The sequence below is a fragment of the Streptomyces sp. ADI95-17 genome (assembly GCF_003846175.1).
GTDB lineage: Bacteria > Actinomycetota > Actinomycetes > Streptomycetales > Streptomycetaceae > Streptomyces > Streptomyces sanglieri.
In genome coordinates, this window is the sequence record NZ_ML123050.1 from 313728 (window position 1) to 339423 (window position 25696).

A 25696-nucleotide genomic window follows, 5' to 3' on the forward strand; every position below is an offset into this window, starting at 1 on the left:
CGCTCACCCGATCCCGCGCTCTCGACGGTCCCGCGGATGAGCCCGCAAGTCTCATCACGGTGAGGGCTGGACCGCACCAGCACCGCTAGCCGCCAAACGCATCATGATCTGTTCCCGACGTTCCAGGAGCCGCCGCCCCTCGCGTTGGGCTGTTTCCGAAGGCGAGGCCGACAGAGGCGTCAGCCAGGCGCGGCTCATCGGCCCTCTCGTTGGTGCCCTCGTCCTGTGGCCGCGCCACGTCTTCGAAGCCCGGGTGGCGGCGGGCCGATACGACGAGGCAGGCGACAGCGCCGAGGAAGACCAGGACGGAGGTCCAGTTGTTCAGGCGCAGGCCGAGGAACGTGTGGGACTCGTCGATGCGCAGGTACTCGGTCCAGAACCGGCCGACCGTGTAGGCGGCTACGTACAGGGCGAAGGTCCTGCCGTGACCGAGCGGGCACCGGCTCGCTGCCCAGAGGACCAGTGCGGCGACGCCGATGTTCCAGAGGGACTCGTAGAGGAAGGTGGGGTGATACGTCGCAATGTCGAGCATGCCGGACGGACGGTGCACGCGGTCGATCTCCAGGCCCCAGGGGAGCGTGGTAGGGCGACCGTACAGTTCCTGGTTGAACCAGTTGCCCCAGCGGCCGATCGCCTGCAGGTGATTCACCCAGCCAACTGCTGTTACCCACACCAGAGTTGTTTAACGGAGTGGCGGCGCCCGGAGGTTCGGTGGTCGCGCGTAGAGCGTACGGACGGCAACGCATCATCAGGCGGAAGTCCGCTGGAGGCAGGAATGACAACACATTCAGCGGCCGCGCCATGCGATTGCGACACGGACACGATGAACAGGCCGCCACAGCCGGCACGTTCCAGTCCTGCCGCAGTAGGTGCCGGATCTAGTGGGGCAGCACCGGAAGGACGGGGCGATGGAATGGATTCACCGGCAGCCCGGCACCGCCCAGCTGCTGCCCCGCCCGATCGGGCGTCGCACCCGCGGCCCGCTGTTCCTCACCGACCGCGAGGCCCCAGCCGGAAGGCCGTCCTGTTCCGCAGCCGTACGTCACGTCTCGGCGGATCATCCAGCGCTCCGACTCGCTGATCGCCCGGCCCGCGATCACACCTGGCCAGGTGAGTCACCCGCCGAACCTCCCGCAGGAGCGGGCAGCCACCCTCGTCCTTCATGGATTCGCCGGGTCGCTCACAGCAGCACGTGTGCGGGTGTGTGTTCGCGCTGCTCGACGGCCGGTCGCCCGGACTGCGGCCCCGGCAGCAGCCCCGCCCCGAACCGGCCGCAGTGGTCCGCCGCCTCGGTCCGTACCGTCCGTACGGCCGGGCTGTTGTCCGTCCGAGATTGATGGCCATGGCGAGCAGTTGCTCTCACAGCATGCGGGGACCAAAGTGAGAAGAGTACAGAAATCAGAGCTCTGAGCAGCCCGTGACCGTTCGGGAAAAGTCGGGCCGCCACTGGATTCGTGATCGTTTTTCCTTTTCCGGTGATTCCTGATCATCCGGCCAGGGTTCGACGGGATTTCGTCGACGGATCCGGTTCGTTCGGCCTGCCACTCGGCGTCATCACCGTTACTGTTTTCATCGGGAGCCGTCGGAAGAATGGCGTAGCCGGGGAAGGGAAAGGAGATTATCCGGTCTTTCCTTATTTTCGGCAACTACAAGCGGAGGAGCCATGTCGACCGGCACCCTCATAGCAATCATCGTGCCCATCGTGGTCGTGCTGTTGATTTGCGCAGCGGTGACCTGGACCGTCTCACGCCGGCGCCACCTCAAGGAAAAATTCGGCCCGGAGTACGAGCGGGCCGTGGAGGAGAAGCAGAGCCGTCCGGCGGCCGAGCGTGAACTGCGCGAGCGAGAGCAGCGCCACGACGCACTGGAGATCAAGCAGATTTCGGCAGCGGAGCGGGAGAAATACGCTCAGTCCTGGAACCGCGCGCAAGAGCGCTTCGTCGACCAGCCCGACGAAGCGGTCCATGATGCCGACCAATTGGTCACCGCGCTCATGGGAGAGCGCGGATACCCGACCAAAGGATTTGAGCAGCAGGTCAGCGACCTTTCAGTGGAGCACGGACGCACATTGGAGCACTACCGCGCCGCCCATGAGGTCACTGCCCGCAGCGACCGGCATCAAGCAACAACGGAAGAATTGCGGGGCGCGATGGTTCACTACCGCTCCCTGTTCGACGAGCTTCTTCACAACGGCCAGCGGCCGCGCGAGTAACGGCTGCGAGAACGCGAATGCGCCGGAATCAGGGGCCCCCGGCCTCAGAACGATGGCGCCACAATGAGGGAAAGGCGGAGAGGTGGAAATGGGACGCAGTGATCTGCCCGAATCCGACACCGGCGGTCCGTCCACCGAGGATCTGACCGGCACTGGGCCCGCAGCGAAGAAAGCGGAAACGGAAGGACACGAGCCCCTCTCTGTTCCGCCGACCTTTCCCGGGGAAGCCACAGAAGCACACCCGGGCCGGCCCTCCGAAGAAGATGACCGCCCTCCCCCGTCAGGTACGGACCGGAGCGCAGCGGGAGAGGGAGAGGGAGAGGGAGAGGGAGAGGAGCCGCTGCTCGGATCCGAGCAGGCGGGGTTCCGTGACCGGTGGCAGAGGATCCAGGGCACGTTCGTGGATGATCCGCGGGAGGCGGTCGGTGCCGCGGATACCCTCGTCGCCGAGGTGATGCAGGCCCTCGCCACGACGTTCTCCGAGCGCAAACAGGGGCTCGAAGGCCAGTGGCAGCGAGGCGAGGAGGTCCCGACCGAGGAACTGCGCGTCGCGCTCCAACGCTATCGTTCGTTCTTCAACCGCTTGTTGAAGACCTAAGATCGTTGAAGTTTGAGATCTGTGGGGGACTCCGTGTGACCCACGTGTTCTTCACGTTCCCGGCTCAATGCGGCTGACCGCGAGCGTGCCGCAGAGGCTTGCCCCGGCCGGCGGCTCCGCCCGTAGGGTGTATTCCTGCGCATGTCGCTTCAGGAGCCCCGGTCGACGCATTCGATGCTGATACCAGCAAGGAATGCCCAGGAGATCGCATCTGCAGCCCGAGGTCATGTCCTCCGACCGACCCGCCGAAGGACGGAGGCTCCGGATCCGCACGCCGTCGCGCCGGACGCTGCGCGGCCTCCCCCGCCCCGCGACATGGACCCCCGCCAACGGGCACGGGTCCAGAACACCGTACGAGCCGCGAGTGAACCCCGCGCTGCGGACGACCGCTGCCTATGCCTGGCGCATCCTCGTCGTGGGCGCCGCGGTGTACGCCGCCTTCTCAGTGCTGGGGCAGTTCCACGAGGTGGCGGTGGCCGTCTTCCTCGGCCTGGTCGGCACCGCGATACTGCGCCCGGTGGCGGATCTCCTGGCTCGTGCGATGCCGCGGCCGCTCGCCGTTGCCGTGGCGCTGATCGGCAGCGTCGTCCTCGTTCTCGGCATCCTGACCTTGGTCGGCGAGGCGGTCGCCGGGGAAAGCGCCGGGCTGGAGAGGGAGTTCAGCGAAGGCCTGCGCCGGATCGAGCGATGGCTTGAGGGCCCGCCGTTCCGGCTGGCCCCCAAGGCGCTCGACGATCTCCAGTCCCGCACCGGGCAGTTCCTGTCGAGCCACCGTTCCGCGCTGATCAGCACGGCCCTCAGCGGTGTGGGCCGGGTGGTGGAGGTGGTGACGGTGTTCGTGCTCGCCCTGTTCTGCTCGGTCTTCTTCATTCACTCGGGCGACCATCTGTGGAGCTGGTTCAGCGACCAGCTTCCGCAGACGGCCCGGGCCCGGGTGACGATCGCGGGCCGCGCGGCGTGGCGGACATTCACCGGATACACCCGCGGGATCGTCCTGGTGGCGGCGACCAACGCGATTCTTGTGGGACTGGCGCTGTTCGCACTCGGCGTGCCGCTGGCGCTGCCCCTGGCCCTGCTGGAATTCTTCGCCGCTTTCGTCCCACTGATCGGCTCCCCCATCGCGCTGGCAGTCGCCGCCGTGGTGGCTCTGGCGTCCAAGGGCGTGCTCGTGGCGGGCATCGTCGTGGCGCTGATCGTGATCATCGGCCAGATCGAGGGCCACCTGCTGCACCCGCTCGTGCTGAGCTGGGCCGTCCGCCTGCATCCGGTCGTGGTCGCGCTCGCGGTGATCGGGGGCGCCATCACGGCAGGGGTGCTGGGCGCGGTGGTGGCAGTGCCACTGGTGTCCGTCGCCTGGTCGGTGTACCAGTCTCTGCGTCAGGCCCGTAATTCCGCGCGGGCAGAGACATGAGCGGGGCTCGACCCGGATGCCGGGGAAACCGGAAGAGCCGTCGATGCGGCAGCCGCCGCAGTTCTGGCACGGGGTGGCGTGGAAGGGCGTGCCGCAGCGGAGGAAGGCGCCCTCCGCGCTGGTCTGGTCGATGCGGGCAACTCGGGTGTCCGCTCTGCCACAGCGCGCGCAGGCGCTTCTTGGGTCTTCATGGTTCTGGTGTGCTGCAGGTTCATCGCGATGTCGCCCTGCTCCGGTTCAACCGTCGCTGGGGCGCATGACGCTGAGTTCACGGGGGGTAGTTGGATCGGGTGACTTCATAAGGGCCGGGTCCCGGGGATGTCATGGCTGATCCCCCAAGATCCGTGGTGCGTTCTACGTGGCATCAGCTCTCTTCGGCTGCGCGTTGGTGGTGAACCAGTCGGCGGCTTCGGCATCGGTCATGAGCAGGCCCAGCGCCAGGGTGCGCGGAGCCGTCCTGGACGACCTGGACACGGCGGTTGGTGTGTGTGGGCGGAGAAAGGCCCATGGCGCGGAGGGCGGTGCTGCACGGCCGGGGTGGTCTGGGCGACGAAGCGGCGCAGCCGCGGCCGGGGCGGGCCGGCAGTGCCGGGGAGGCCGGGCGAAGTAGAGCGGCTGGAGGCCGCGGGCTTGCGGTGCGGGGCCGGTGGGTGTGGGTGCGCCCATGGACACCGTCTCCGTTGTTGCTGCAATCGGTTTCGTCCGACGCTACGGAGAGATGGAGGGCGACTGCGGGCTCAACGAGATTGCGGGTAATTGCGGAGAATCACGTTCTGGCCCGTCAGTCGGGCACCGGGTCGTGGTACCCCCGCCGACGGGCAGCTCCCGGCCGGCACCGCAGAAGACGTCCCAGAACCAGCCGGCCACCACGCAGGGCACCATGCCGGTACAGCGCCTTGACTGCGTAGGTGGAGCAGCTCGGCGTGTACGGACAGCACGCGGGCAGCAGTGGACTGGCCTTCGTCCGGTAGCGCCGCACGACCTCGTACAGCGCACCCGCCGCCCGGCCGCCCGGACGGGGTGCCGCCGGATCAACGCCGGCGGGCCTCAAGGGCCCGGCTGCCCGGGGCAGGACAACCAGGAGGAGGGAGACGAGCCACATGTCGGGGCAGCCCGTACGGCTCCAGAAGCAGCTGTCGGCGCATGCGTCGCCGCAGTTCTCCTTCCGGCTGCCGTCCCTGCCGTCCTTGCGCCGCCGTGCCATCTGACCTCCCTCTACTCCGACTTCGCCATGATCCTACGCAGCACCCGCGGAGCCCCGGCGAGCACCACGGAACGTGGTGGCCCCAGAGGCAGCAGCGGTCCGGAATCGCTCCAGCGCGACGACGTTGTCCGCGCAGGTCGGAAGCGTACGAAGTGGGCGACGTGTCGAAACGGTCTTCCCGACCGGAGTCGTGGCCACGACGACCGTCGGCTGCGGTCGCATTTGCCGGTCGCCGTCGCCGGGGCGTGGACACGGGCCGGTACGACGGGACAGCCGACCGCTGGACTGCACCCCGCCGCCCCGCCCCGCCGTTGGCCCCGCAGCCGGTTCAGGGCATCAGCGAAGCCCGTAGTAGAGCGAGTTGTGTGCCGTGTCCGGCAGGTACAGCACGTCGTTGCCGTCCGAGTCCCGCCGTACCGCGAGCCGGTCCGCAGTCACGCCCGGCGCAGCGGACTCCGCGGTCCAGGTCCCGTCAGCCGTCTGCGTCGCGGCGAAGACGCGGTCGGTGCCGGAGCCGGTGACGTAGTAGATCCGCTTGGTGTCCGTCTCGTCCCAGGTGATGCCGAGGGCCGCGGCGGTCTGACCACCGGCGTAAACGGTCTTGCGGACCCAGTCGCTGCCGCTCGGATACGCGTAGTACACACGGAAGTTGCCGCCGCTGTCGGCCGAGCGGTAGCGGTAGGCGACCTTCGGGGTGGAGCCGTCGAGGGTGAGCTTGGCGCTCTGCACCGCCGGACCCGTGTAGGCGTTGTCGATGCTCCACTCCTCACCTGTGGTGAGCTCCTGGATCACATCGGACGTGGCGGGTGTCACCGGGGTGGTGACGGCCGCGCCCGTGCTGTCCGCGAAGGCGCCGGTCGACGGGTCGTAGCTCAGGTAGGAGAGCTGGTGCCGGAACCCGGTCGCGGGGGCCTTGGCCCACTCGTACAGGAGATGTACGCGGCCTGCGGCGTCCACGGTCAGGTCGTCGGGGTAAACGGAGCGGTTCAGCGCGCCCGCGAAGGTGGCCACTACGCTCCAGCGCGCGGCGGCGTTGTCCCAGCGGTACAGCTTTCCCGGACGTTGGTCGGAACCGGCGCCGACGCGGGCGGCCAGGTACAGATCACCGTTGGGCGCGGTGGTCACGACCGGGTAGGTGATGCCCACGCCCTGGTCGGGCAGTTCGGACGCGTGATCCGTGACGTCCCCGCCGGGGGCTTCGGTGCGGAAGTAGCGCCAGGGATCGGCGTGCATGGAGGCGAACACATGCAGACGGCCACTGCCGTCGCGTGCGGCGGACGACTGGTTGTGACCGTTGTCGTCGGGGAACTCGGCCTGCTGTCCGCTCTTGTCGAGCAGCGGCAGACGGCTCCACACCCCGTCCGGGTCGCGCCGCGCGATGGCCGGACGGTGCGTGGCGGCCGTCGAGCCGGGCTCGTTGAAGGCGAAGTACGTGTACTGGCCGCGCCCCTTGTACGTGGCGACCGGCGTCCACCAGGCGGCCTGGTTCGACGAGTCCATCGCGTACGGGACCTTCTCGATCGCCGTCGCCGCGGCTGCCGCGGTTGCCGCAGTTGCCGCACGGTCCGTGTCGTCGGCCCGGGCGGCGGCCGGGACGAGCGCGAGCAGGGCGGCCAGGGACGCGGCTGAGGCGGCGTAGGCGCGTGCCGTGGGACGTCGCAAGGTGAACTCCTTCGTGGGGGTGTGGCATGTGGCGGTGAGGCGAACGGGAGTGGCCCCGCAGGTCGGTACACCCCAGGCACACCCCCTCCGCTGCGCCCGGAATTTACAGCAGATCCCAGATCATGAATAGAGGTTGCACAATGCGGAACTTGAATACGTCATAGGGAAGACGGATGCAGCACTACAAAGGGCCCGGTGATGGTCGTTTCGACCTTCACCGGGCCCGGAGCGCCGTGCGCCGGCTCAGCGCCTGATGAGGGCGGCGACCTCCTCGCCAGCCTTCTTCATCGCGTCCTTCGGCTTCGACTTGCCGACCAGGACCGCCTGGACCTGCTTGGCCACGGCCTCCTCGATCTGGGCGTTCTGCGCGAACTGCCAGAACGGGCTGCCGGTCGCCGTGTCGGTGATCTTCTCGGTCCACTCGGTGGTGAAGGTGTCCTGGGCGACCTTCGGGTCGGACAGGCCCACCGTGGTGGACGGCGGCAGGGCGCGGGAGGCGAAGTACTCGGTGGTGGTGGCGCGGTCCGAAGTGGTGTGCAGCGCGAACTCCGTCGCCGCGTCCTGTCCCTTGCCCTTGACGATCGCGATCACGCCGCCCCACAGCAGCGCCTGCGGAGTGTCTCCGGAGCGCAGCACCGGACGCTTCATCGGCTGCATCGCGTCGGCCAGCGTCTTGTCCTTGGACTGCGCCGAGGTCACGCCCTTGCCGATGATGGCGTCGTCGTAGAAGGCCGCCTTGCCCTGCCCGAACAGGGCGCGCGCGTCGAACCGGTCCACGTCCGAGGCGATCAGCTTCTCGTCGTGCAGCTTCTTGTACCAGGTGACCGCGTCGATGGAGGCGTCGTCGCCGATGGTCACCTCGTCGCCGTCCATGAGCGTGCAGCCGAAGGTCTGCATCCACGGGAAGATGTCCTTGAGCTGCGCGACCTTCGTGGCCGCGGCGTAGGGCACGATGCCGTTGCCGAGCCCCTTCAGCTCCCGCAGCGCGCCCTCGAACTCCTCGATGGTGGTGGGGTGCTTCTTGATGCCCGCCTTCTCCAGGAGCTTGGAGTTGGCGATCACGCCGATCGAGCCGGTGTTCCACGGCAGGCCGTACTGCTTGCCGTCGTACATGCCGCTCTCCAGCGCCACGTTCGTGTATCCCCCCTTCATGGCCGTGGAGTCGAGTTCGGCGAGCTTGCCCATCTGCGCGATCGCGGCGAGCCAGGCGATGTCGAGGTGCACCGCGCCGGTCGTCTCCCCACCGCCGAGCTTCAGGGTGAGCTGGCTCAGGTACTCGTTGTACGGGTACGAGACCGCGCGGATCCTGGAGCCCTCGGCCTTCTCCCACGCCTTGATGATCTTCTCGATGGAGGGCTTGGCGGCCTCCTCGTTGAGCGACCAGGAGGTGAAGTCGAAGTCCTTGGACTTCGTGTCGCCCCCGTTCGAGGAGGTGCTGGCGCCGGACGGTGCGCAGGCGCCCAGCGCACCGGCTCCGGCCACACTGAGCGCGCCGATGCCGAACATACGCAGCGCGCCGCGCCGGCTGATGCCAGAGGTGGTCATGGTCTCTCCATGGGGGAGTGAGCGGAAGGGAAGGGTGTGGGGGGAGGGTGCGGGAGGGTCCCGCGGGGTCAGCTCTTGACCGAACCGGCGGTCATGCCGCCGACGAGGTAGCGCTGCAGGAACATGAAGGCGATGACCACGGGGATGGAGACGACGAGCGAGGCTGCCATCAGCTCGGGCCAGGCGGTCTGGAACTCGCCGATGTAGGTGGAGACGAGGCCGGGCGGCAGGGTCTGCTTCTCCTTGTCGGCCAGCGTCACCGCGAAGATGAAGTCGTTCCAGCCTCGGACGAAGGCGAACAGGCCGGCGGCGATCATTCCGGGCGCGGCCAGCGGCGCCACGATGGAGTGCAGCGTCCGCCACCGGGACGCGCCGTCGATGGACGCGGCTTCCAGCAGGGCGTCCGGAATGGTGTCGAAGATGCCCTTCAGCATCCAGACGCACAGCGGCATCGTGAACGTGGTGAAGGACAGCACCAGAGCGGTGTACGTGTTCAGCAGGCCGAAGCTGGAGAAGACGGCGTACAGCGTCACCAGCAGGACCGCCTGGGGGAACATCTGGGAGGCCAGCACCAGGTGCATCAGCGACCGGCGTCCGCGGTAGCGGAACTTGGAGAACGAGTAGCCCATGTACGTGGCGACGACCACGCTCAGCACGGCGGTGATCGAGGCCACGATGAGGGAGTTGACCAGGTACTTGATCAGCTGGTCGTTCTCGGCGAGGGCCGTGAAGTTACTGAAGGTGATCTCGGTGGGGATGAGCTTCGGAGGGAACTGGAAGGTCTGCTCGGGGCTGCTCAGGGCGGTGGCCAGCAGCCAGTAGATCGGCAGCATGCCGAAGGCGCCGATCACCAGGACCGCGGTCCAGGCCGCGATCCGCGAGCGCAGCAGGTCCTTGCGGATCCGGCGCCGCGAGGTGCGCCCGGCGGACGTGGTGTGCGGCCTCAGCCGTTCGGTGCCGGACAGCGGGGTGGAGGTCGTGGAGGTCATCGGGCGTCGCCCTTCCGCTCGGTGATCCTGAGGTACACGGCGACGAGGATGAGCAGGAGCAGCATCCACAGTCCGCCCAGCGCGGTCGCCCGGCCGATGTCGAAGCCCTTGAAGGCGGTCTGGTACACGGCGGTCGCGAAGGTCTCGGTGGAGCCTGCCGGGCCGCCGCCGGTGAGCACGTAGATGGTGTCGAAGTGCTGGAAGTTCCAGATGAACTCCAGGAGCAGCACGATCGAGGCGACACCGCGGACCTGCGGCCAGGTGACGGCGAAGAAGCGACGGATCGAGCCCGCCCCGTCCATGGAGGCCGCCTCGTGCAGTTCCTTGGGAACGGTCTGCAGACCGGCCAGCAGCATCACCATCATCCAGGGGAAGCTCGCCCAGGTCTTGGTGATGATGACGGCGAGCATGGCGGTGCCGGGCTGGCCGAGCCAGGAGATGGACTCCTCGATGATCCCGGCCTTCATGAGGATGCCGTTCAGCACGCCGTAGTTCGCGTTGAAGATCCACATCCACAGGAAGGAGATCACCACGCCGGGGATCACCCACGGGAACAGGAACAGGCCGCGCAGGAAGCCGCTGCCCTTCAGGCCCGAGTTCAGCGCGAGCGCGAGCGCGAAGCCGATCACGAAGGGCACGATCGTCGCGCCGACGGTGAAGACCAGCGTCTGCTTGAGGATCGTGAGGAAGTCGCCGTCCAGCCAGTAGGCGAAGTTCTCCAGGCCGACGAACTCCCGGCCCGGCAGCCGCAGGTCCTGCTTGAAGAAGCCGGTGAACAGCGCCGAGACCAGCGGGTAGACGATGATCGTCGCGAACAGCGCGATCCCCGGGGCGGTCAGCAGCAGTGCGAACGCGCCGTTGGAGAGCCGCCCGCCGGCCCGCTCACGGCGTGGAGCGGCCTTCTGGGGAGGTGCGGCCGTACTCATGGGTGTGTCCTCTCAAACGGGGCGGGAGCGGGGTTGCAGGGCGTGGCACGGAAGGCCGTGCACCGGCAGCCGGATGCGACGCGGCCGGGCGCGAGTGGTGAGTCGCGCCGTCCCCTGTTTCGCCCGAGGCCCTGTGTGAATGCCATTGCATGCTCCATTGAACGCAAGTTGCAGCATGCGGGATCGTTCTCCATATCGTGCGACGGCGTCAACCCTGTTGGTGAGTGAATCGCCGGTTCTGTGCGGGACCGGCGAAGTCGCCGCACTTGCCATGAGCTGGACCGTCGGCCCGCGGCGACGGTGTCGTCGGCTGCGCTGGAAACTTACAACACATCCCACTGGCTGAACAGTGGTTGCACAATATGGATGTGATGTACGTTCAAGGCCGCTCCGCTGTGGCGGAGAGAATCCGAGCTTCACATCAAGGAGGCCGCACCGTGCGGGAAGAAGAGGTCCATTACGACATCGCCGTCATCGGCGGCGGCCTGGCGGGGACCTGTGCGGCCATCGCCGCGGCACGGCTCGGCCGGCGCGTCGCGCTGGTCAACAACCGGCCCGTCCTGGGCGGCAATGCCAGCAGCGAGGTCCGAGTCTGGGTCTGCGGCGCCACCGCCCACGGCGTGCACCGCTGGGCCCGGGAGACCGGCATCATGGGCGAGCTGTACACCGAGAACCAGTTCCGCAATCCCGAAGGCAACCCGTACTACTGGGACCAGGTGGTCCTCGACGCGGTCCGGGCCGAGCCGAACATCGACCTGTACCTCAACACCGACGTACGCGAGGTCGAGGCGAGCGGCCCGGACGACGCACGCGAGGTGCACTCCTGCACCGGCTGGATGATGGGCTCCGAGCGGCGCATCACCTTCCACGCGCGCCAGTTCCTCGACTGCACCGGCGACGGCCTGCTCGGCCACCTCGCCGGTGCCCGCTACCGCATCGGCCGCGAGGCCCGCGCGGAGTTCGGCGAGCCCTGGGCACCCGAGGCGGAGGACAAGGCACTGCTCGGATCGACGATCCTGTTCCACACCAAGGACACGGGCCGGCCGGTGAAGTTCGTGCCGCCCGCCAGCGCCCGCGACCTCACCACCACGCCCATCCTGCGCAACCGTGTCCTGCGCACCGGTGACAACGGCTGCGACTACTGGTGGATCGAGTGGGGCGGCGAGCTCGACACCGTCCACGACAACGAACGCATCCGCGACGAGCTCCAGTCCGTGATCATGGGCATCTGGGACCACATCAAGAACTCGGGCGAGTTCCCGGACGCCGAGAACCTGACCCTGGAGTGGGTCGGCAGCCTCCCCGGCAAGCGCGAATACCGCCGCTTCCTCGGCGACCACATGCTGACCCAGCAGGACATCCTCGAACAGCGGCAGTTCGCCGACCGCGTCGCCTTCGGCGGCTGGTCCGTGGACCTCCACCCGGTGCAGGGCATGTACGCCGACGAGCCCGGTGCCCGCCAGCGCTACGCGGACGGCATCTTCCACATCCCGCTGCGCTCCCTGTACTCGGAGAACGTCACGAACCTCCTGTTCGCCGGGCGCAACATCTCCGCCACCCACATCGCCTTCGGTGCCACCCGTGTCATGGCCACCTGCGCCACGCTCGGCGAGGCCGCGGGCACGGCCGCCGCGCTCTGCGTCGCCGAGGGCCTCACCCCGCGCGAACTCGCCACGAAACGCCCTGATCTGGTACGCCGCACCCTGCTGCGGCAGGACGCCTCGGTCATCGGCCTGTACGACGACGACCCCGAGAACCTGGCGCGAACGGCCCGCGTCAGCGCCTCCTCACATCTGAGCCGCCTGGCCGCCGAGCCCACGCAGACCGCACCCGGCGAGCCTTACCCGCTCACCCGCGACCTCGCGCTGCTGCTGCCCGTGGACCCCGCGCTGGACACGGTCGACCTGCTCGTCCACGGCGTCCCGGGCGAGCCGGCGAGTGAACTCACCGTGGAGCTGTGGAGCACCGGCCGCCCCGAGAACGCGGTCCCGGTCGACCACCTGCTCACCACCACGGTCACCGTGCCGGCCGACGGCCCCCACTGGGTCACGGCCCGCCTGGGCCACCGCCCGGACGCTCCGGAGAACGTCGTCCTGATCGTGCGCGCCTGCCCGGGTGCCGCGCTGGTCCTCGTCCCCGAGCGCACCGACGGCGTCCTCGCACTGCGCAGCAGGGCCGAGGGGGACGAGGCCGTCGACCACGACATTCCGGAGGAAGACGGCCAGCTGGTCCTGGAATGGCAGGCCCGCGGCCTGCGCCGCCGGACCTTCGGCTTCCGCGCCGCCCCGGACACCGGTGCATTCCTGCCGGAGCGGGCCGTCGGCGGATTCCAGCGCGCTTACGGAGGCCCGCAGATGTGGTCGTCCGAGCTGCTGCCCGACCCGGACCGGGCCGAGCAATGGCTGAGCCTGGAGTGGGACGAGGAGCAGCAGCTCACCGAGACACGTGTGGTGTTCGACGACGACATCGACGAGTACCTCAACAACCTGCACCGCCACCGCACCCCGTTCGAGGTGATGCCGGAACTGGTCCGCGACTACCGCATCCAGAGCCGCGAGCCCGACGGCACCTGGAACACGGTGCTGACGGTGGAGGGCAACCGCCGCCGCCACCGCGTGCACCCGCTGAGCGGTGCGGACGGCGGGCCTCTGCGCACCGACGCGCTGCGGCTCGTGGTGGACGCGACGCACGGCGCGCGGCACGCGCACGTGATCGCGTTCAAGGCGTACGGAGCATAGCGGCACGGCGAAGGGGCCCGGTGAAGGTTGTTCTACCTTCGCCGGGCCCCTTCGCCATGCGGTTCAGAGGACGCCGAGTGCCTGGCTGATGGCGTCGGCGGCTTCGATGACCTCACGGGTGAGGGCGAGACGCTGCCCGTTGGTTTCGGTGTGGTTGCCGAGGAGGGAGGCCGGGCCCCACAGGGAGATGGCGGCGACGACGTCGCCCGAGGCGTCGCGGACGGGCGCGGCAAGGGAAGCCCGGCCCAGGGCTCGTTCCTCGGCTTCGATCGCGTAGCCGGTGCGACGGACCGTGTCGATCTCGTCGTCGAGGAGGTCGTGGCTGGTGGTCGTGTAGTCGGTGTGTGCCGCGAGCGGCTCGGGAAGCAGCTTGCGGCGCTCCTTGGGCGTGAGGCCGGTGAGAAGACATTTGCCGATGCTGGTGGCGTGCAACGGAGCCGTGTGCCCGGCCTGCGTATAGGACTTCGGGGCACGGTGTCCCTCGAAATTGCACAGGAACATCAGCTCGGAGTCGCGGCGGACGGCGACATTGGCCCCCAGCCCGGTGCGGGTCGCGAGGTCCTGGAGGACCATGCGGGCCGCGCGGTGGACGGGATGGCGGTTGGTCGCGGTGGCGGCGAGCGGGAGAATCCCGAGGCTGAGGCGGTAGAGGTTGCTGACCGGGTCGCGTTCGACCATGTCGAGCCGTTCGAGGGTGGACAGGAGCCGAGAGGTGGTGGAAGACCCCAGTCCGGTGAGTTCGGCGACGTCGGAGACGCGTAGTTCGGCGCGGCCGGCGTCGAGTGCGCGCAGTACCGAGACCGCTCGTTCGACGCTCTGATTCGTCCCGGCATCGGTCGCCCGCGTAGCCATGACCCTCCTCATTTTGCAAATGGCTTGCACAATCTGCATCAGCATATCGCGTCGAGCTGGGAGTGTCCCTGAGTTCCACCGGCTCGCGAAGGACCGGATCCGGGCCCGCGCCGTCCCACGGGGGACGGCGCACCGGCCGATTCGGCGGCACCCGGAGCCGTCCTTCGCCGAGCAAAGTGCGCGAGGCCGTCTCATCGCGCGTTGATCGCCCGCAGTATGCCGGGGACAGCTCGTACTCGGAGAGCAGCCCGTAGTGGGCGCGGGCGGAAGACCGGGCAAGGCATCACTGCCCAGCAGAAACACAGTCGGTACGATGAGACGTAGAGGCTGGATGCGTCAAACGCCCGCGTTCTCAACGAAGTTGACATGCCCCCTTTTGTCAGCCGACCCATCACCAGGCCGAAAGACACCACACCTCAGCCCACCCACCAGCGTCACTGCGGCCGCCTTCGCGAGCCACCGGATACCTAGGCAGGACTGCGCAGTCGGAAGCGTTCGGGGATTCAGGAGTTCGCTTTGCAGATCAGGCCCATGCGGGAGGGCGACCTCCACTCCACGGAACGCACCTCGGCGGCTGACCTCGGCCACCCCGATGTCCACGGCCGGATATACCTTTTGCTCTCACCAGCCTGACCGTTCCGCCGGCTGTGCCCCGGACAGGTCGGTCGAGGACGGGCAGACCAGCACGCGGAGCTCCTGGCAGCGCGCAGGGCGCCGGGAACGGCGCGAAGAGCACGGCGAGGAACAGAAGATCAGACGCGTCTGCCCAGACATCACCCGGACAGGAACGGTTCCACCGAACCTCCTGAACCGAACTGCCTGAGCACCCCGTGCGGCGACACAACCACCGCGCTTCATATGACCGAAGCCGCAGTGCAGCGGTGGCTGTCGGTGACAACTACGGTGCTGCGGCCCAGTCGTCCTCGCCCTGTGCCTCTTGCCGGGGGTGTGTTCCGGGACTTGCTCCGCCCCGTGCCCCGCCGGGGTCATCGGCCTCGCACTCCACGTTGTCGGCCACGGTGGAGGCCGGGGTGTGCAGGATGCCGTCGAACGCGTCCACGACGGGGGTGTGCAAGAAGGTGCTCTGCAGCCTTATGCGGTCGGGACCAGGGGCGGAGTCGGCGGCCCACGTGCGCGCCTGGCGGAGGCCGGCGACGCTCAGCCCGAGACCGGCCGCGACAAAGGCGGCTTCGACGCTGCTCGGCTCGGGCGGCTGCAGCGCGGTGTGCTCGATGGTGAAGCCGAAGCGCGCCTGCTCGTCGCGGACCATCTCCGCAGTGTGTCCGCCGGAGCTGGTCAGCCCGAGGGCGAAATAGTCGTTGCCGAGGGCGTTTTGCAGGTGTTGCCCCATCGGGAAGCCGGTGAGGTGGCCGTTGAAGGAAATCGGTGATCTTTGGATGTGGGCGTTGTGGGCCACCAGCACGATGCGGGTTCCGGGCTCGTTGCGCTTCAGGTGCCACAGGACGGACTCGGCCATGTAGACGTCCCGGGCCGAGGTGTCGGCGGTCAGCCCGTTCCCGGCAAACAGTCCGGCCATGGCGCGGAAGCCGTAGTCGGCCTGGCAGGCACCTTCGAGGCGGCGCAGGGCGATGTCGTAGCTGTGCCGGTCGCCGCGGGAGACGTAGAGCGGCTCGACGGCGCGGAATCGGATGAGTAGGCGCGTCAGGGTCGCGGTGAGGGCGTCCTGGTCGGCGGTGGGCAGGCGGGTCCACGCGGGCGCGGCGGCGGCTGCGGAGGTGCCTGCGAACGATCCGGCGATCCGCGTCGCCTCCTGGATGAGCGGGAGGGTGTCGGGGTCGATCCGGCGCAGATAGTCGGCGACGGGCGTCAGGGAGGGCAGTAGGGATCCACCGGCCGCCGGGATGTCGATGCCGGCGAAACGCACTGGCGGCGAGACGGCGTGGTTGTGCCGGCGGATCCAGCGCAGCGGCTCGTCAACGCCCACGGGGATTGCCTCGGCGAGGTGGTCCTTCAGATCGTCGTCCGCGCCTTCGCCCTGCCCCCAGGCGTCGAGGGGAAAGCCTTCGCTGAAGCCGTATTCGAAGGCCAGGACGGTGAAGCCGCAGCGTTCGATCAGGAACCGCACGATGCGCTGGCGCAGGCGGATGAACTCGTCGATGAAGTGGGAGTGCTCGCCGATCGCGACGACCCGCGCGTCGCCGACGAGGTCGCGCAGCGGCTCCAGGTCGTCCAGCGGCGCCTCGGGGTCGAGATGGGTGAGCGGGACGGCATGGTCGCCGAGCCAGTCGGCGAACGGGGCGTGACGGGTCGCAACAGACACGCGGACAACTCGATTCTCGTGCTGGAAGGTGAATCACTTGATTGACGGAGTGGGAGTGAGGATCACCGCACGTAGGGGCACCACCGGAGTGCGGCGGCAGAGCGGTGCTCTCACTCTGCCGTACCGCGCTGCCGGCTGTCGGGTGCCGGACCACTCGGCAGCCCGGCACTCCCGCGTGTCGGCGAGGTTCAGATGTAGCTCCACGTCTGCACGGGGGCAGCCGCTTCGAGGTCGTCGACGCTGCCGGACATGATGCGGAACAGATGCGCCGCTTCCCCGACCGGCAGGATCCGCCCGTAGCGGTATCGCTCGGCCTGCCGGGCCTTGTACGTGAATCGCGGCAGCCTGACCACCTCCCCCGCGGGCAGGTGCGCGCCGAGGAGTCGGGTGACGCTGTCACCTGGCTCCTCGGCCTCATCCGTACGTCGTGGTCGCTTGGACGAAAACCCCCTGGCCGCCGCTGATTCGTGGAAGCTCGGATGGGCGGTGAAGACGTTGTTGGTGGCTGCCGTGTCGTCGGCGTTCGGCGGCACGACCGAGTTGATGATGTGCAGCACGTCTCCCCGGGAAAGGGTATCCGGAGCCCGGTGAGCCCCACTGATGAACGGTGTTCCTTCCCGACGCACCCAGCCTGAACGCAGCGGTCACCGGCGACAACGCCAGGTCCGATAATGCGAGTTAACCTCTCGCTTAACGCCGAGAAGATCGTGTGTGAGCTGCGCGACATCGAGGGAGCGCTGTATAGGCGCCGCCCTGTTCGAGCGCAACAACCTGGCCGTGACAATGGCGCCGAGCGGCAAGCCGCTCTTCACCGACCTGCTGCCGATGTGCCGCAGCCTGCACGAAGGCTCGGAGCGTGCCATCCGAACGGTCGGTGGAGAGACGAGGAGCGAGATCAGCCCGGCGTGCAGGTTACGAATCTCGATCCCCGCGCACCGGGTAGGGCCACTCCCCCGCTGCGCTTCCCACCTCCACCAGCAGACTGTCGCCAGCGGACCGTGGGCCGACTCGGAAGTCCGACCCGGCCCCTACGCCAGGCCGCGGGCGCCGACGTCCGGCCTCGACCAGATCCGTATTGATCATCTCGCTGAGACCCGCCACCGGAACAACCTGCAAAACCATCACGGACGGCCCGGCAACAACGTCTCTGACCAGCAAAGAAACGCAGCTGGTGCCATTGGACGCAGAAGCCGCACGCGACGCTTGTTCGGTGGCGGCATCGCCCTGTGATCACCGCCGGTCATCGATGCTTCGGGCGGCCCCAGGAGATTTCCGTGGACGGTGGTGGCCGCGGTGGCTACGATCCGCGAATGATCACGGCGCTGGACGGTCTGACTGTGGACCTGGTACCCCACGCCCAGTCGGTCACACGTGAGGGTTGGACAGGCAAAGAGTCGGCGCGCCCACTGAGCCCATGGTCCCGTGGTGTCACTGCCGAGCACGTGAGCTGGTTCATGAACCTCAGCCCGTGGTCAGCCTGTGGTTGATCACGGGTTTTGACGTTCTCCAGACAGCGCAGCGGCCATGGAGTGATCACGTGCGCTGTCGAGCGCAACAACTGGTTCGATGACATCCGTGAGATGCGACGGGTCCTGGAGCCCACGGATTTCGCCGCGGCTGAGGCGAAACTTCGGGCACGGGTGGACGCGCGGGCCCGGACAACCGGGGAGGGCCCGTCGCCCCGGACCGAAATCCTCAGTAGCCAGGACCGGGAGCGGGCAGACTGACCTGTATGAAACGACTATCGGTGGATGTGGACAGCGTAACTACGCGGTTGGTTCGTCGATTCGGTCCGCAGATTGCCGAATGGTGCGCTGACACACCCAACCTGATTGCACGGTTGGCGTCCCGTTGGGACCTTTCCCTCGGTGAATCCCTCCCGGATGGTGCTTCGTCGATCACGTTGCGGTGCAAATGGCCTGACGGCACGCCCGCGGTGCTGAAGCTCAGTCCCGATCGGGCGCTCTTGGTCGAACAGGTCGGAATGTTGGGGTGGTTCGCTGCCTCGGGCCGGGTGCCCGCTGTGCTGGCCGTCGACGAGGACGCGGGCGCGATGGTGTTGGAAGAGGTCGTGCCCGGAACGCCGGCGGAGGACATGCCAGCGGCTCCGCTCCCCGGGCAGTGGTCGGATCTTCTCGCCGCGTTGCACGGGGTCGCTCCGCCTCCGCGGCCGCCACGTGTGCTGCGTGGCCGGTGCGAGGAGGCCTTCGCTCGTGTCGGCAGGCGGCTGTCCGAACCCGCGATCAGTGCTCGTATCGATGTCACTGCGTGGAGCAGGGCCGGACAGCGGTGTGGGCAGCTGCTGGACACGGAAGCGACAACCGTGTTGCTCCACGGTGACCTGCACCTGGGCAACGTGCTCGATGGTGGCGCGGAGCGCGGTCTGATGGCCATCGACCCGAAGGCATGTGTGGGTGATCCGTGCTTCGACGCCGTGGACTACGTCGTGGCCGGTGCCGGGCTGGAAGGCGTCGAGACCCGTTGTGCGCGCGTGGCAGCGGCGTGCGGGCTCGATGGCGACCGGCTCCACGCCTGGAGCCAGGTGATCGCCCCATTCGCGGCCATCGCCCATCTCGGGAACGGTGGTGAGGAGGCGGTGATCGATGAACTGCTCGCGTTGGCCCAGTGAGAACACCTGGCATTTCCCTCGTGCCCCGCGCTCTGCTCATCCCCCGAGGCACGGACGCGCCGGCCGGCATCCTGGTGCATAAGAAACGCGGCAGGGCCACACTCGCTCGGGGCATGGCTCACCGAACAGCGGAAGTGTGGCCGCGGAGTCCATGCAGAAGCCGCCGGAAGGCCAATCGCCGGGGTGTCGCAGGTCGATCAGGCCCCGCCGGGATGCGCCGGGGCCAGTGCACAGGCTCGATGCGTCAGTTGAAGGGGCCGTAAGGGGGACGATGCCCTCCGGGACCGGCCGTGTCTGCTGTGAAGACGCCGTCGGGGCGTCCTGCTTCTCGTCCCTTGCGGCGGTGCCGGATGTGAACGAGGTCGTCCGTCCGCTGCTCGAACGCCCGCTCTGGCGGAGCTCCTGGTGGGAGCCGCCCGGCGGGGGTCAGCCGGCGCGGGGTACCGGACACCGCACACCGCGGAACAGCCGTACCCCGGTCGCGGATCCGAGGCCGGAGTACCGGACCGGAAACTGCACGAGATGCGCAGCCCAACGGGCCATACGGACAACCAACCACAGTCATCGAGAGCGGGCTCAGACCGGTCCGGACTGGCATCACCCACATCCGATGCGATGTACTTCTCCTCATCCCCTCCGGAGGCCCTGTAGAGCGCCACCGGCGCTGATGCGCTGCTCGCGCACCGCGATCCGGGCCAGCTTCGTCAGCATCATGCCGTTGCGGATCGAGACGATGTAGTCCACAGGGAGCCCGTGCATCCGGATGCCCGGGCCTCGCAGCGGGTGCCAGTCGAGAACGCAGAGAGTGTTCTCGCCCCAGGGGATCAAGTTCATGGCGATGCGGGCTGCGCCGAAGGGATCTGCCTTCGCTTCCAGTTCCAGACGCCGTTCCGGCTCACAGATGCGTACGACACAGGTGTCGTCGAGAGCCAGCGGGCCGACGCCGACCCTGACTTGGAGGCGGGCGCCTACCTCGGGCCAGTGCGGGTCAGCGGCGGTGATCTGTTGCGTTCCCGAGACCCATTCCCTGTAGCGAGGCCCGTCGGACAACAAGCCCCAGACTGTGGACGGCGGGCTCAGGATCAACCGGAGATTCCGGGCCACATCAACCACACTCCCTCTTTCCGCCGCTCCTGAAGACCAGCTCGCGCCGTGCGCCTCCAGCATCCCCGACAGTGGTAGGGCCCGGCACCCGCACGGCATCGTGCGCGACGGGTCAGCAAGGGGGATCACAGCCCCCGATCGGCGCCGCCTGTCCGACGGGCACCGAGTTGCGCGCTCCACCAATCGAGTGATCCGTGCGAGTGGGAGTCGGGCAGGGCCTCGCCAACCGCATCGGGGAGTGACGGTCCCACTCGGCCACCCGGCCGTTCCGGTGAGTGCGCGTTCGGTGGTTCAGCCCGACGTGCCGGCAATCGTTTCGGTGGGCGCCCCGACTTCTGGCGCCCCCTCGGCAGAGCCGAGTGCCCCACCCGTGCGGTCGCGGTTCAAACGGGCCCGGCTCATCGGCGCTGTCGTCGGAGTGCTGGCCCTCACCGTCGGAGTACGACTCCGGCATTCTGTCCATGGGGCGTGCGGCGCAGAAGCTGAAGTTCGTCCGCAAGCCCGGTACGTAGCGCGTACGTGCGGGGCAACACAGGTCGAGCCGCGCACCGTGCGCTCACGACAGGGAGAGCCCCAGCCCGGCTCGGGCTGGGGCTCGAAGGGCCCACCGGGAGCTCACCGGTGCGGGTTCCGGTTCAGCGGGCTCCGGTTCGGTGGACACCGTCGTCTTCGGGCGGTGTCAGCAGCCTCTGCCAATGCGAAGAGACATCATCTTGTCATTGAAGTGCGAGGCCATGGCCGCTTCGGACTTGCCCGGCCCGACCGTGAACATGCGCCCGACGTAATTGGAGTGCTCGTAGACGCTGACCGTTTTACCAGTGCGGTTCCAGTACGAGGTCATACGGTCGTTCGTGTAGTCACCGACGTTGGGGGTCGACGAGGTGTAGTGCCGGAAGTCGCCCCGGTAGCTGGATTTCTCCCATACGCAGAAAGAGCCGTACGGGCACTGGTCGGAGTCGGCCACCGCCGGGCTCGCGGTCATGGAGGCAATGCCCGCGGTGAACGCCAGGGCGGCCGCGGCGCCCAACAGACGCGAGGAGACCACCGCTCGCGCCCGCCTCACGGGATGCGGCAGCACCGGTTACCGAAGCTCCTGGCGGTACGTGGCTGTCGCGATCTCGACGAAGGATCGGATCAACGGGTTGGTGTCACCTTCGTTCCACGCCGCCACCACTCGGCTCGGCGCCATGTCGATCAGCGGTACCACGGCCAGCTCCGTGGGCAGGTCGTGTCCGAAGGGGGCCAGTCCGACCGTGCCGTTCCACAACACGGCTTGCCGGCATTCTTGAACAGTGCGCACCATTGGCCCCTCGCGCGGCCTGCCGCCGTTCCAGTACGACCGCCAGATGGGGTCGGTGTCCTGCGGGAACTGGAACCAGCGGCGGTCGCTCAGCTCGGCCAGTCGCAGCCGGTCGTGGCGGGCCAGCGGATCGTCGGTGCGCAGGACCACGCCTACTGGATCGGATCGCAGCGCACGCACCGTCAGGGCGGTCTCGTCGAACGGCGCCCGGGTGAGGGCGACGTCGACGAGTCCGGCGCGCAGCCCGCATGTCGGGTCGGTCAGGTCGGTGTCGCGGATGCGGATGTCGATGCCGGGATGGTTCCGGCGGTAGGCGGCGGCCAGCCCGGACATTCCCGGGTCGGTTCCGTCGCCCAGGATGCCGACGGTGATGGTCGCGCCGCCGGCCGCCTCTCTGACGCGCACGCGGACGCGGTCGGCATGGTCGAGTAGGGCTCGCGCCTCGTCGAGCAGCACCGTGCCCACCGGCGTGAGCGTGACACCGGTGGGCGAGCGGGCGAAGAGCAGGGCGCCGATGTCGGCCTCCAACTGCTTGATCGCCCGGCTCAGCGGCGGCTGGCTCATGTGCAGTCGGGTGGCGGCCCGGCCGAAGTGGAGTTCCTCGGCGACCGCCACGAAGTAGCGCAGGATCCTTAGCTCCACGCTGCAACGATACCCACGAGGTATCGGCGCTGCGAGATGGGTCTTGGACACTGGAGGGGTTCCGGCGGTGCACTTGTGAACATGACCGAAGAAGCGAAGACCAGCGAGCCGCAGGCCGGCCCCGCCGTATCGGTGGTGGGTCCCGGCGACGGTGAGACGATTGTTCTGGGCACCACGCGCATGCGCGTTCTGGAGGACGGCAGCCACACCGGGCACCGCCTCGCGATCGCCGAGTCCGTCCTCGCCCCGCACACCCAGGGACCGCCGCAGCACCGCCACGCCCAACACGACGAGGGCTTCTACATTCTCTCCGGCACCGTGCGGTTCACCGTCGGGGACGAGGACCACGACGCCGCCGCGGGCACGCTCGTGATGGTTCCGCCAGGCACCCCGCACACCTTCGCCAACCTGACCGACCAGCCCGCCGTCATGCTCAGCACCTTCACCCCCGACATGTACGTGCAGTACTTCCGCGACCTCCAGGAGGTGTTCGCCGACGGCCGGCAGCTGACGCGGCAGGCCAACATCGATGCGATGAGCCGCTACGCGACCGAGCCCGCCACCGACCTCGCCTGAGACCGACGGAACGGAACGGCCCAGCCGTCCTTCTTCCGACCGGCGAGGCCGTGGCGCCGCCGCCTTGCCCGTCCGGCCCCTCTGACGAGGGGCCGGGCCTGCTCCAGAGGCTTCCCCGGCAAGCGACGCAATCGACGGGCCCCGCGAACCGGTGGCCCACGAACGGGAACGATGAACACCACCTGGACGACTCCGAGCCGCCCACCGCCTGGAACAAGAACCGGCCCAGCCCCGGCCAGTCCGCGCCGGCCGCACCCACCGGCCTGCCCCGAGCAGAACTGGCGGTTCGGCAAGAGAGCCGGACCACCGAACACATACTGCAACGGGGATTGCGGCGAAGTCCCGTACCAGCGGCAGCGAACGTGGCACACTGCGCGCGACCGGCCCCGTTCCGGCCGCGTCCACGCGGCCGGCGCGCCCCCGAAGAGCACGGTGGGGCCGGTGTGTCCGGGCGACGGGCTCGGACGCCGCTCTTCATCCGCTGGTCGCCGACGAGCCCGCACCATCGGGACCGTTGGTCCGCCGCTCTCAAGGAGGATCCCATGCCCCCTCCCGCCGTCGGGAGACGAACGGTCGCGGCGGTCCACGCCGCACCAGTGTTCATGGACACCGAGGCCACGGTCGACAAGGCCGTCGCCCTCATCGAACAGGGCGGCCGGGAGGGCATCGACCTGCTGGTGTTCCCGGAGACCTTCGTGCCCGGCTACCCGTACTGGATCGAGGCGTACACCCCGCTGGACCAGCAGGCCGCCAACGCCGCCTACGCCGGGGCGTCCGTCGAGGTGCCGGGACCTCAGATCGCCCGGATCCAGTCGGCCTGCCGGCGGGCCGGCGCCGGGGCGGTCCTCGGCGTCAGCGAACGCCTCAAAGGTACCCGCACCTGCTTCAACAGCCAGGTCTTCATCGACCCCGACGGGGCTCTGCTCGGAGTGCACCGCAAGCTCCAGCCCACCTACGCGGAACGGATCGTATGGGCCCAGGGCGGCGGCGCCACGCTCCGGGTGTTCGACAGCTCGCTCGGCCGGATCGGCGGCCTGGCCTGCTGGGAGCACACCATGAACCTGGCCCGGCAGGCCCTGATCGCCCAGGGGCAGGAGATCCACGCGGCGGCCTGGCCCGGGCTGTCCACCATGGCCGGCTTCGAGACCGTCGCCGACGTACAGATCGACGCGATGATGAAGACCCACGCTCTCACCGCCCAGGCTTTCGTGGTCTCCGCGGGCAACCCGGTCGACCAGACGTGTCTGCGCTGGATGGTGTCCGCCCTCGGCCCGCAGGAACACATCACCGCCGGCGGCGGCTGGTCGGCGGTGATCCATCCCTTCACCCAGTATCTCGCAGGCCCGCACACCGGCCCCGAGGAGCGGCTCGTCACTGCCGCGATCGACCTCGACGACCTCGACGCCGTGAAGGTCTGGGTCGACTCACGCGGCCATTACGCGCGACCGGAGATCCTCGGCCTGCGTGTCGATCACCGGCCGCTCTGGCACGACGAGGGTGAACGCCGGTGGCCCGTCTCCCCGGGCGACGACGGACCCGAGACCGCAGACGGGACGGACTGAACCACGGGCGCGGGTACGGACCGGTCACCGGTCGGACGGGCGGGGCACACTTTCGACGAGCCGGCACATGCGATCCCGCGGCCGGACGCGGGTCCGCCGGACCCGGTCGGCATCGGTCCGTACGGGAACGGCCCGACATCCAGGCGTTCGTGGTGGCCGACTCGGTGGCCGGCTCACCCGCCGAGGACCACGCGATGGCACTGCGCCGGGCGGCCGGCAATCGCGCTGCCGTCTTCAGCGCCCGGTCCGCCTCTCAGGCGGCCGGCCGCCAGGAGCCGGGGCGCCGTCCGAAGCGTGCGGCTACCGTTCGGCCACTGCGGCGAGTCCGTCGAGCAGGGCGGTGACGGCGGCGCCCGTCATCCGGTAGCCGTCGGCGGTCTCGGCGATATGTCCCGAGGCGACACGGGAGTTCCACCAGTCCTCGACGAAGCCGGGGGCGTATCCGCCGGTGTTGAAGTCGTAGGGATCGGCCACGAGCCCGAAGACGATCATGAGCTCGTAGTCCGGCAGCGCGTAGGAACGCTCGTGCCCCGCAGGCGCCTTCAAGTACCTGTCGAAGGAGTCGACCCGGTTGAAGCTGGTGAACAGCCAGAACAGGCAGTCGTACATCAGCGTGGAGCGCTCGTCGGCGTGCAGGGCGAAGAACCCCTTGTCGTGCACGATGGCCTCCGCGAGCCTCCGCAGGCGCCGGTCCGCGTCGGGCAGGACGTCGGCGACCTCGCGAAAGGCACGGGACAGCACCGGGGAGAAGCTGCCGTCGCGCACGGTGGCCAGGGCGTCGAACCGGTCCTGCTCCGAGGTGTCGTAGACGGACTCGTCGACCAGACCCGTGATGAAGGCCTCGAAGTTCTCCGCCACCGGGGTGATCGCGAAGTCGCCCTCCTGGTCGACGTGGACCACGGCCGGTTCACCGTGCCTGCCGCAGGCGCGGTAGTCGAGGGCGAGCATGTCGTGGCCGGCCGAGGGGGTGTCGGCGAAGTAGACACCGATGTCGGGGTACTCCCACATGTCGATCCAGAACCGGCTGCCGTACTCGCCGCCGAGCGACTGCGGCCGTGTCCGCCCCACACCCCTGATGCCGGTGATCGCGATGTGGTCGTCGGCCCAGGAGGTCGGCTCGGTCATGGGGAAGTGGTCCCGGGTCGGAATGCCGCCGTTGTGCGCGGTCATCAGAGCGATGTACGAGTCGGGCAGCCGGTATCCGCCGAGCTCCTCCTCCACCGACGCGATCAGCTCCGGTGTGGGCGGGGCCTCCTCCACGTACTCCTCCAGCGCGTATGCCGAGTCGTCCCAGAACCCGGCCACGTCGAAGCCTTCGAAATGTCGCACTGTGCCCTCCCAGGCCCGCTCGCCCGGCGATCGTACGTCCCGGACCCGAACGCGAACACGGCCGCCCCCGGCTCCGGGAGGCCGTCGGCTCCGTCGGGGACCCGGCACGGTGTCCTCGCCGTCCTCCTGCCCCGGC

General features: G+C 68.7%; 19 protein-coding genes and 2 pseudogenes. 8 read left to right on the forward strand and 13 right to left on the reverse strand.

What is annotated here, in order from left to right; all coding sequences use genetic code 11:
* Positions 1-101 precede the first annotated feature (101 nt).
* A pseudogene (locus tag EES42_RS32190) lies at positions 102-637 on the reverse strand (prolipoprotein diacylglyceryl transferase family protein); the annotation flags it as partial.
* A 1026-nt stretch (positions 638-1663) separates the two neighbouring features.
* On the opposite strand from EES42_RS32190, the gene EES42_RS32200 reads away from it, so the two are divergent.
* The 3 genes from EES42_RS32200 to EES42_RS32210 all read left to right on the forward strand — a co-directional run bounded on the left by EES42_RS32200 (position 1664) and on the right by EES42_RS32210 (position 4221).
* Entirely contained in the window at positions 1664-2212 is a 549-nt protein-coding gene (locus tag EES42_RS32200; protein WP_124721777.1) for a hypothetical protein, read from the forward strand.
* Positions 2213-2300: 88 nt separating this feature from the next.
* Entirely contained in the window at positions 2301-2810 is a 510-nt protein-coding gene (locus EES42_RS32205) for a hypothetical protein (protein WP_124721778.1), read from the forward strand.
* A 364-nt stretch (positions 2811-3174) separates the two neighbouring features.
* Entirely contained in the window at positions 3175-4221 is a 1047-nt protein-coding gene (locus tag EES42_RS32210) for an AI-2E family transporter (RefSeq protein ID WP_241196723.1), read from the forward strand.
* A 781-nt stretch (positions 4222-5002) separates the two neighbouring features.
* Here the strand turns inward: EES42_RS32210 and yidD are convergent.
* The 5 genes from yidD to EES42_RS32235 form a co-directional block, all read right to left on the reverse strand.
* Positions 5003-5323 (reverse strand): membrane protein insertion efficiency factor YidD, encoded by a 321-nt coding sequence (yidD, locus tag EES42_RS32215; RefSeq protein WP_124722190.1) that lies wholly within the window; start codon positions 5321-5323, stop codon positions 5003-5005.
* A gap of 438 nt (positions 5324-5761) precedes the next feature.
* A complete protein-coding gene (locus EES42_RS32220) occupies positions 5762-7087 on the reverse strand; it encodes a BNR-4 repeat-containing protein (RefSeq protein WP_124721780.1) in 1326 nt (441 codons plus the stop codon).
* A gap of 243 nt (positions 7088-7330) precedes the next feature.
* Positions 7331-8632, reverse strand: coding sequence for an extracellular solute-binding protein (locus tag EES42_RS32225; protein WP_124721781.1), 1302 nt, complete (start codon positions 8630-8632; stop codon positions 7331-7333).
* Between the two features lie 68 nt (positions 8633-8700).
* Positions 8701-9621, reverse strand: a complete 921-nt coding sequence (locus EES42_RS32230; protein WP_124721782.1) for a carbohydrate ABC transporter permease — start codon at positions 9619-9621, stop codon at positions 8701-8703.
* Positions 9618-10547, reverse strand: coding sequence for a carbohydrate ABC transporter permease (locus EES42_RS32235; RefSeq protein ID WP_124721783.1), 930 nt, complete (start codon positions 10545-10547; stop codon positions 9618-9620). Before EES42_RS32235 ends, EES42_RS32230 begins: the two co-directional genes overlap by 4 nt.
* Before the next feature lie 437 nt (positions 10548-10984).
* Here EES42_RS32235 and EES42_RS32240 point away from each other — a divergent pair, with 437 nt between their 5' ends.
* Positions 10985-13285: an FAD-dependent oxidoreductase gene (locus EES42_RS32240; protein ID WP_124721784.1), complete on the forward strand. Its 2301-nt coding sequence runs from the start codon at positions 10985-10987 to the stop codon at positions 13283-13285.
* 63 nt (positions 13286-13348) lie between these two features.
* On the opposite strand, the gene EES42_RS32245 is transcribed toward EES42_RS32240, so the two are convergent.
* From EES42_RS32245 to EES42_RS45705, 3 genes are all read right to left on the reverse strand, one after another.
* On the reverse strand, positions 13349-14137 hold the full coding sequence (locus EES42_RS32245; RefSeq protein ID WP_124721785.1) for an IclR family transcriptional regulator: 789 nt from the start codon (positions 14135-14137) through the stop codon (positions 13349-13351).
* Between the two features lie 898 nt (positions 14138-15035).
* On the reverse strand, positions 15036-16418 hold the full coding sequence (locus EES42_RS32250) for an erythromycin esterase family protein (RefSeq protein WP_124721786.1): 1383 nt from the start codon (positions 16416-16418) through the stop codon (positions 15036-15038).
* 188 nt (positions 16419-16606) lie between these two features.
* Positions 16607-16975 carry a hypothetical protein gene (locus EES42_RS45705; protein ID WP_206433687.1) on the reverse strand — a complete coding sequence of 123 codons (369 nt, stop codon included), beginning with the start codon at positions 16973-16975 and terminating at the stop codon, positions 16607-16609.
* A gap of 1175 nt (positions 16976-18150) precedes the next feature.
* Here EES42_RS45705 and EES42_RS32260 point away from each other — a divergent pair.
* Positions 18151-19047 carry an aminoglycoside phosphotransferase family protein gene (locus EES42_RS32260; RefSeq protein WP_241196724.1) on the forward strand — a complete coding sequence of 299 codons (897 nt, stop codon included), beginning with the start codon at positions 18151-18153 and terminating at the stop codon, positions 19045-19047.
* 627 nt (positions 19048-19674) lie between these two features.
* Here EES42_RS32260 and EES42_RS32265 read toward each other — a convergent pair.
* The 3 genes from EES42_RS32265 to EES42_RS32275 form a co-directional block, all read right to left on the reverse strand.
* Positions 19675-20151: an SRPBCC family protein gene (locus EES42_RS32265; protein WP_124722192.1), complete on the reverse strand. Its 477-nt coding sequence runs from the start codon at positions 20149-20151 to the stop codon at positions 19675-19677.
* 679 nt (positions 20152-20830) lie between these two features.
* Complete coding sequence (locus EES42_RS32270) at positions 20831-21229, reverse strand: peptidase inhibitor family I36 protein (protein ID WP_124721787.1); 399 nt, start codon at positions 21227-21229, stop codon at positions 20831-20833.
* A gap of 3 nt (positions 21230-21232) precedes the next feature.
* Positions 21233-22093: a LysR family transcriptional regulator gene (locus EES42_RS32275; RefSeq protein WP_241196725.1), complete on the reverse strand. Its 861-nt coding sequence runs from the start codon at positions 22091-22093 to the stop codon at positions 21233-21235.
* 81 nt (positions 22094-22174) lie between these two features.
* On the opposite strand from EES42_RS32275, the gene EES42_RS32280 reads away from it, so the two are divergent.
* The 3 genes and pseudogenes from EES42_RS32280 to EES42_RS46545 all read left to right on the forward strand — a co-directional run.
* Positions 22175-22669 carry a cupin domain-containing protein gene (locus tag EES42_RS32280; protein ID WP_206433691.1) on the forward strand — a complete coding sequence of 165 codons (495 nt, stop codon included), beginning with the start codon at positions 22175-22177 and terminating at the stop codon, positions 22667-22669.
* Positions 22670-23211: 542 nt separating this feature from the next.
* Positions 23212-24231: a carbon-nitrogen hydrolase family protein gene (locus tag EES42_RS32285; protein WP_124721789.1), complete on the forward strand. Its 1020-nt coding sequence runs from the start codon at positions 23212-23214 to the stop codon at positions 24229-24231.
* Positions 24232-24365: 134 nt separating this feature from the next.
* Positions 24366-24575 (forward strand): annotated as a pseudogene (locus EES42_RS46545) (hypothetical protein); the annotation flags it as partial.
* Here EES42_RS46545 and EES42_RS32295 read toward each other — a convergent pair.
* Complete coding sequence (locus EES42_RS32295) at positions 24532-25560, reverse strand: SMI1/KNR4 family protein (RefSeq protein WP_164495407.1); 1029 nt, start codon at positions 25558-25560, stop codon at positions 24532-24534. The pseudogene EES42_RS46545 and the gene EES42_RS32295 sit on opposite strands and share 44 nt — an antisense overlap.
* Positions 25561-25696: the final 136 nt, after the last annotated feature.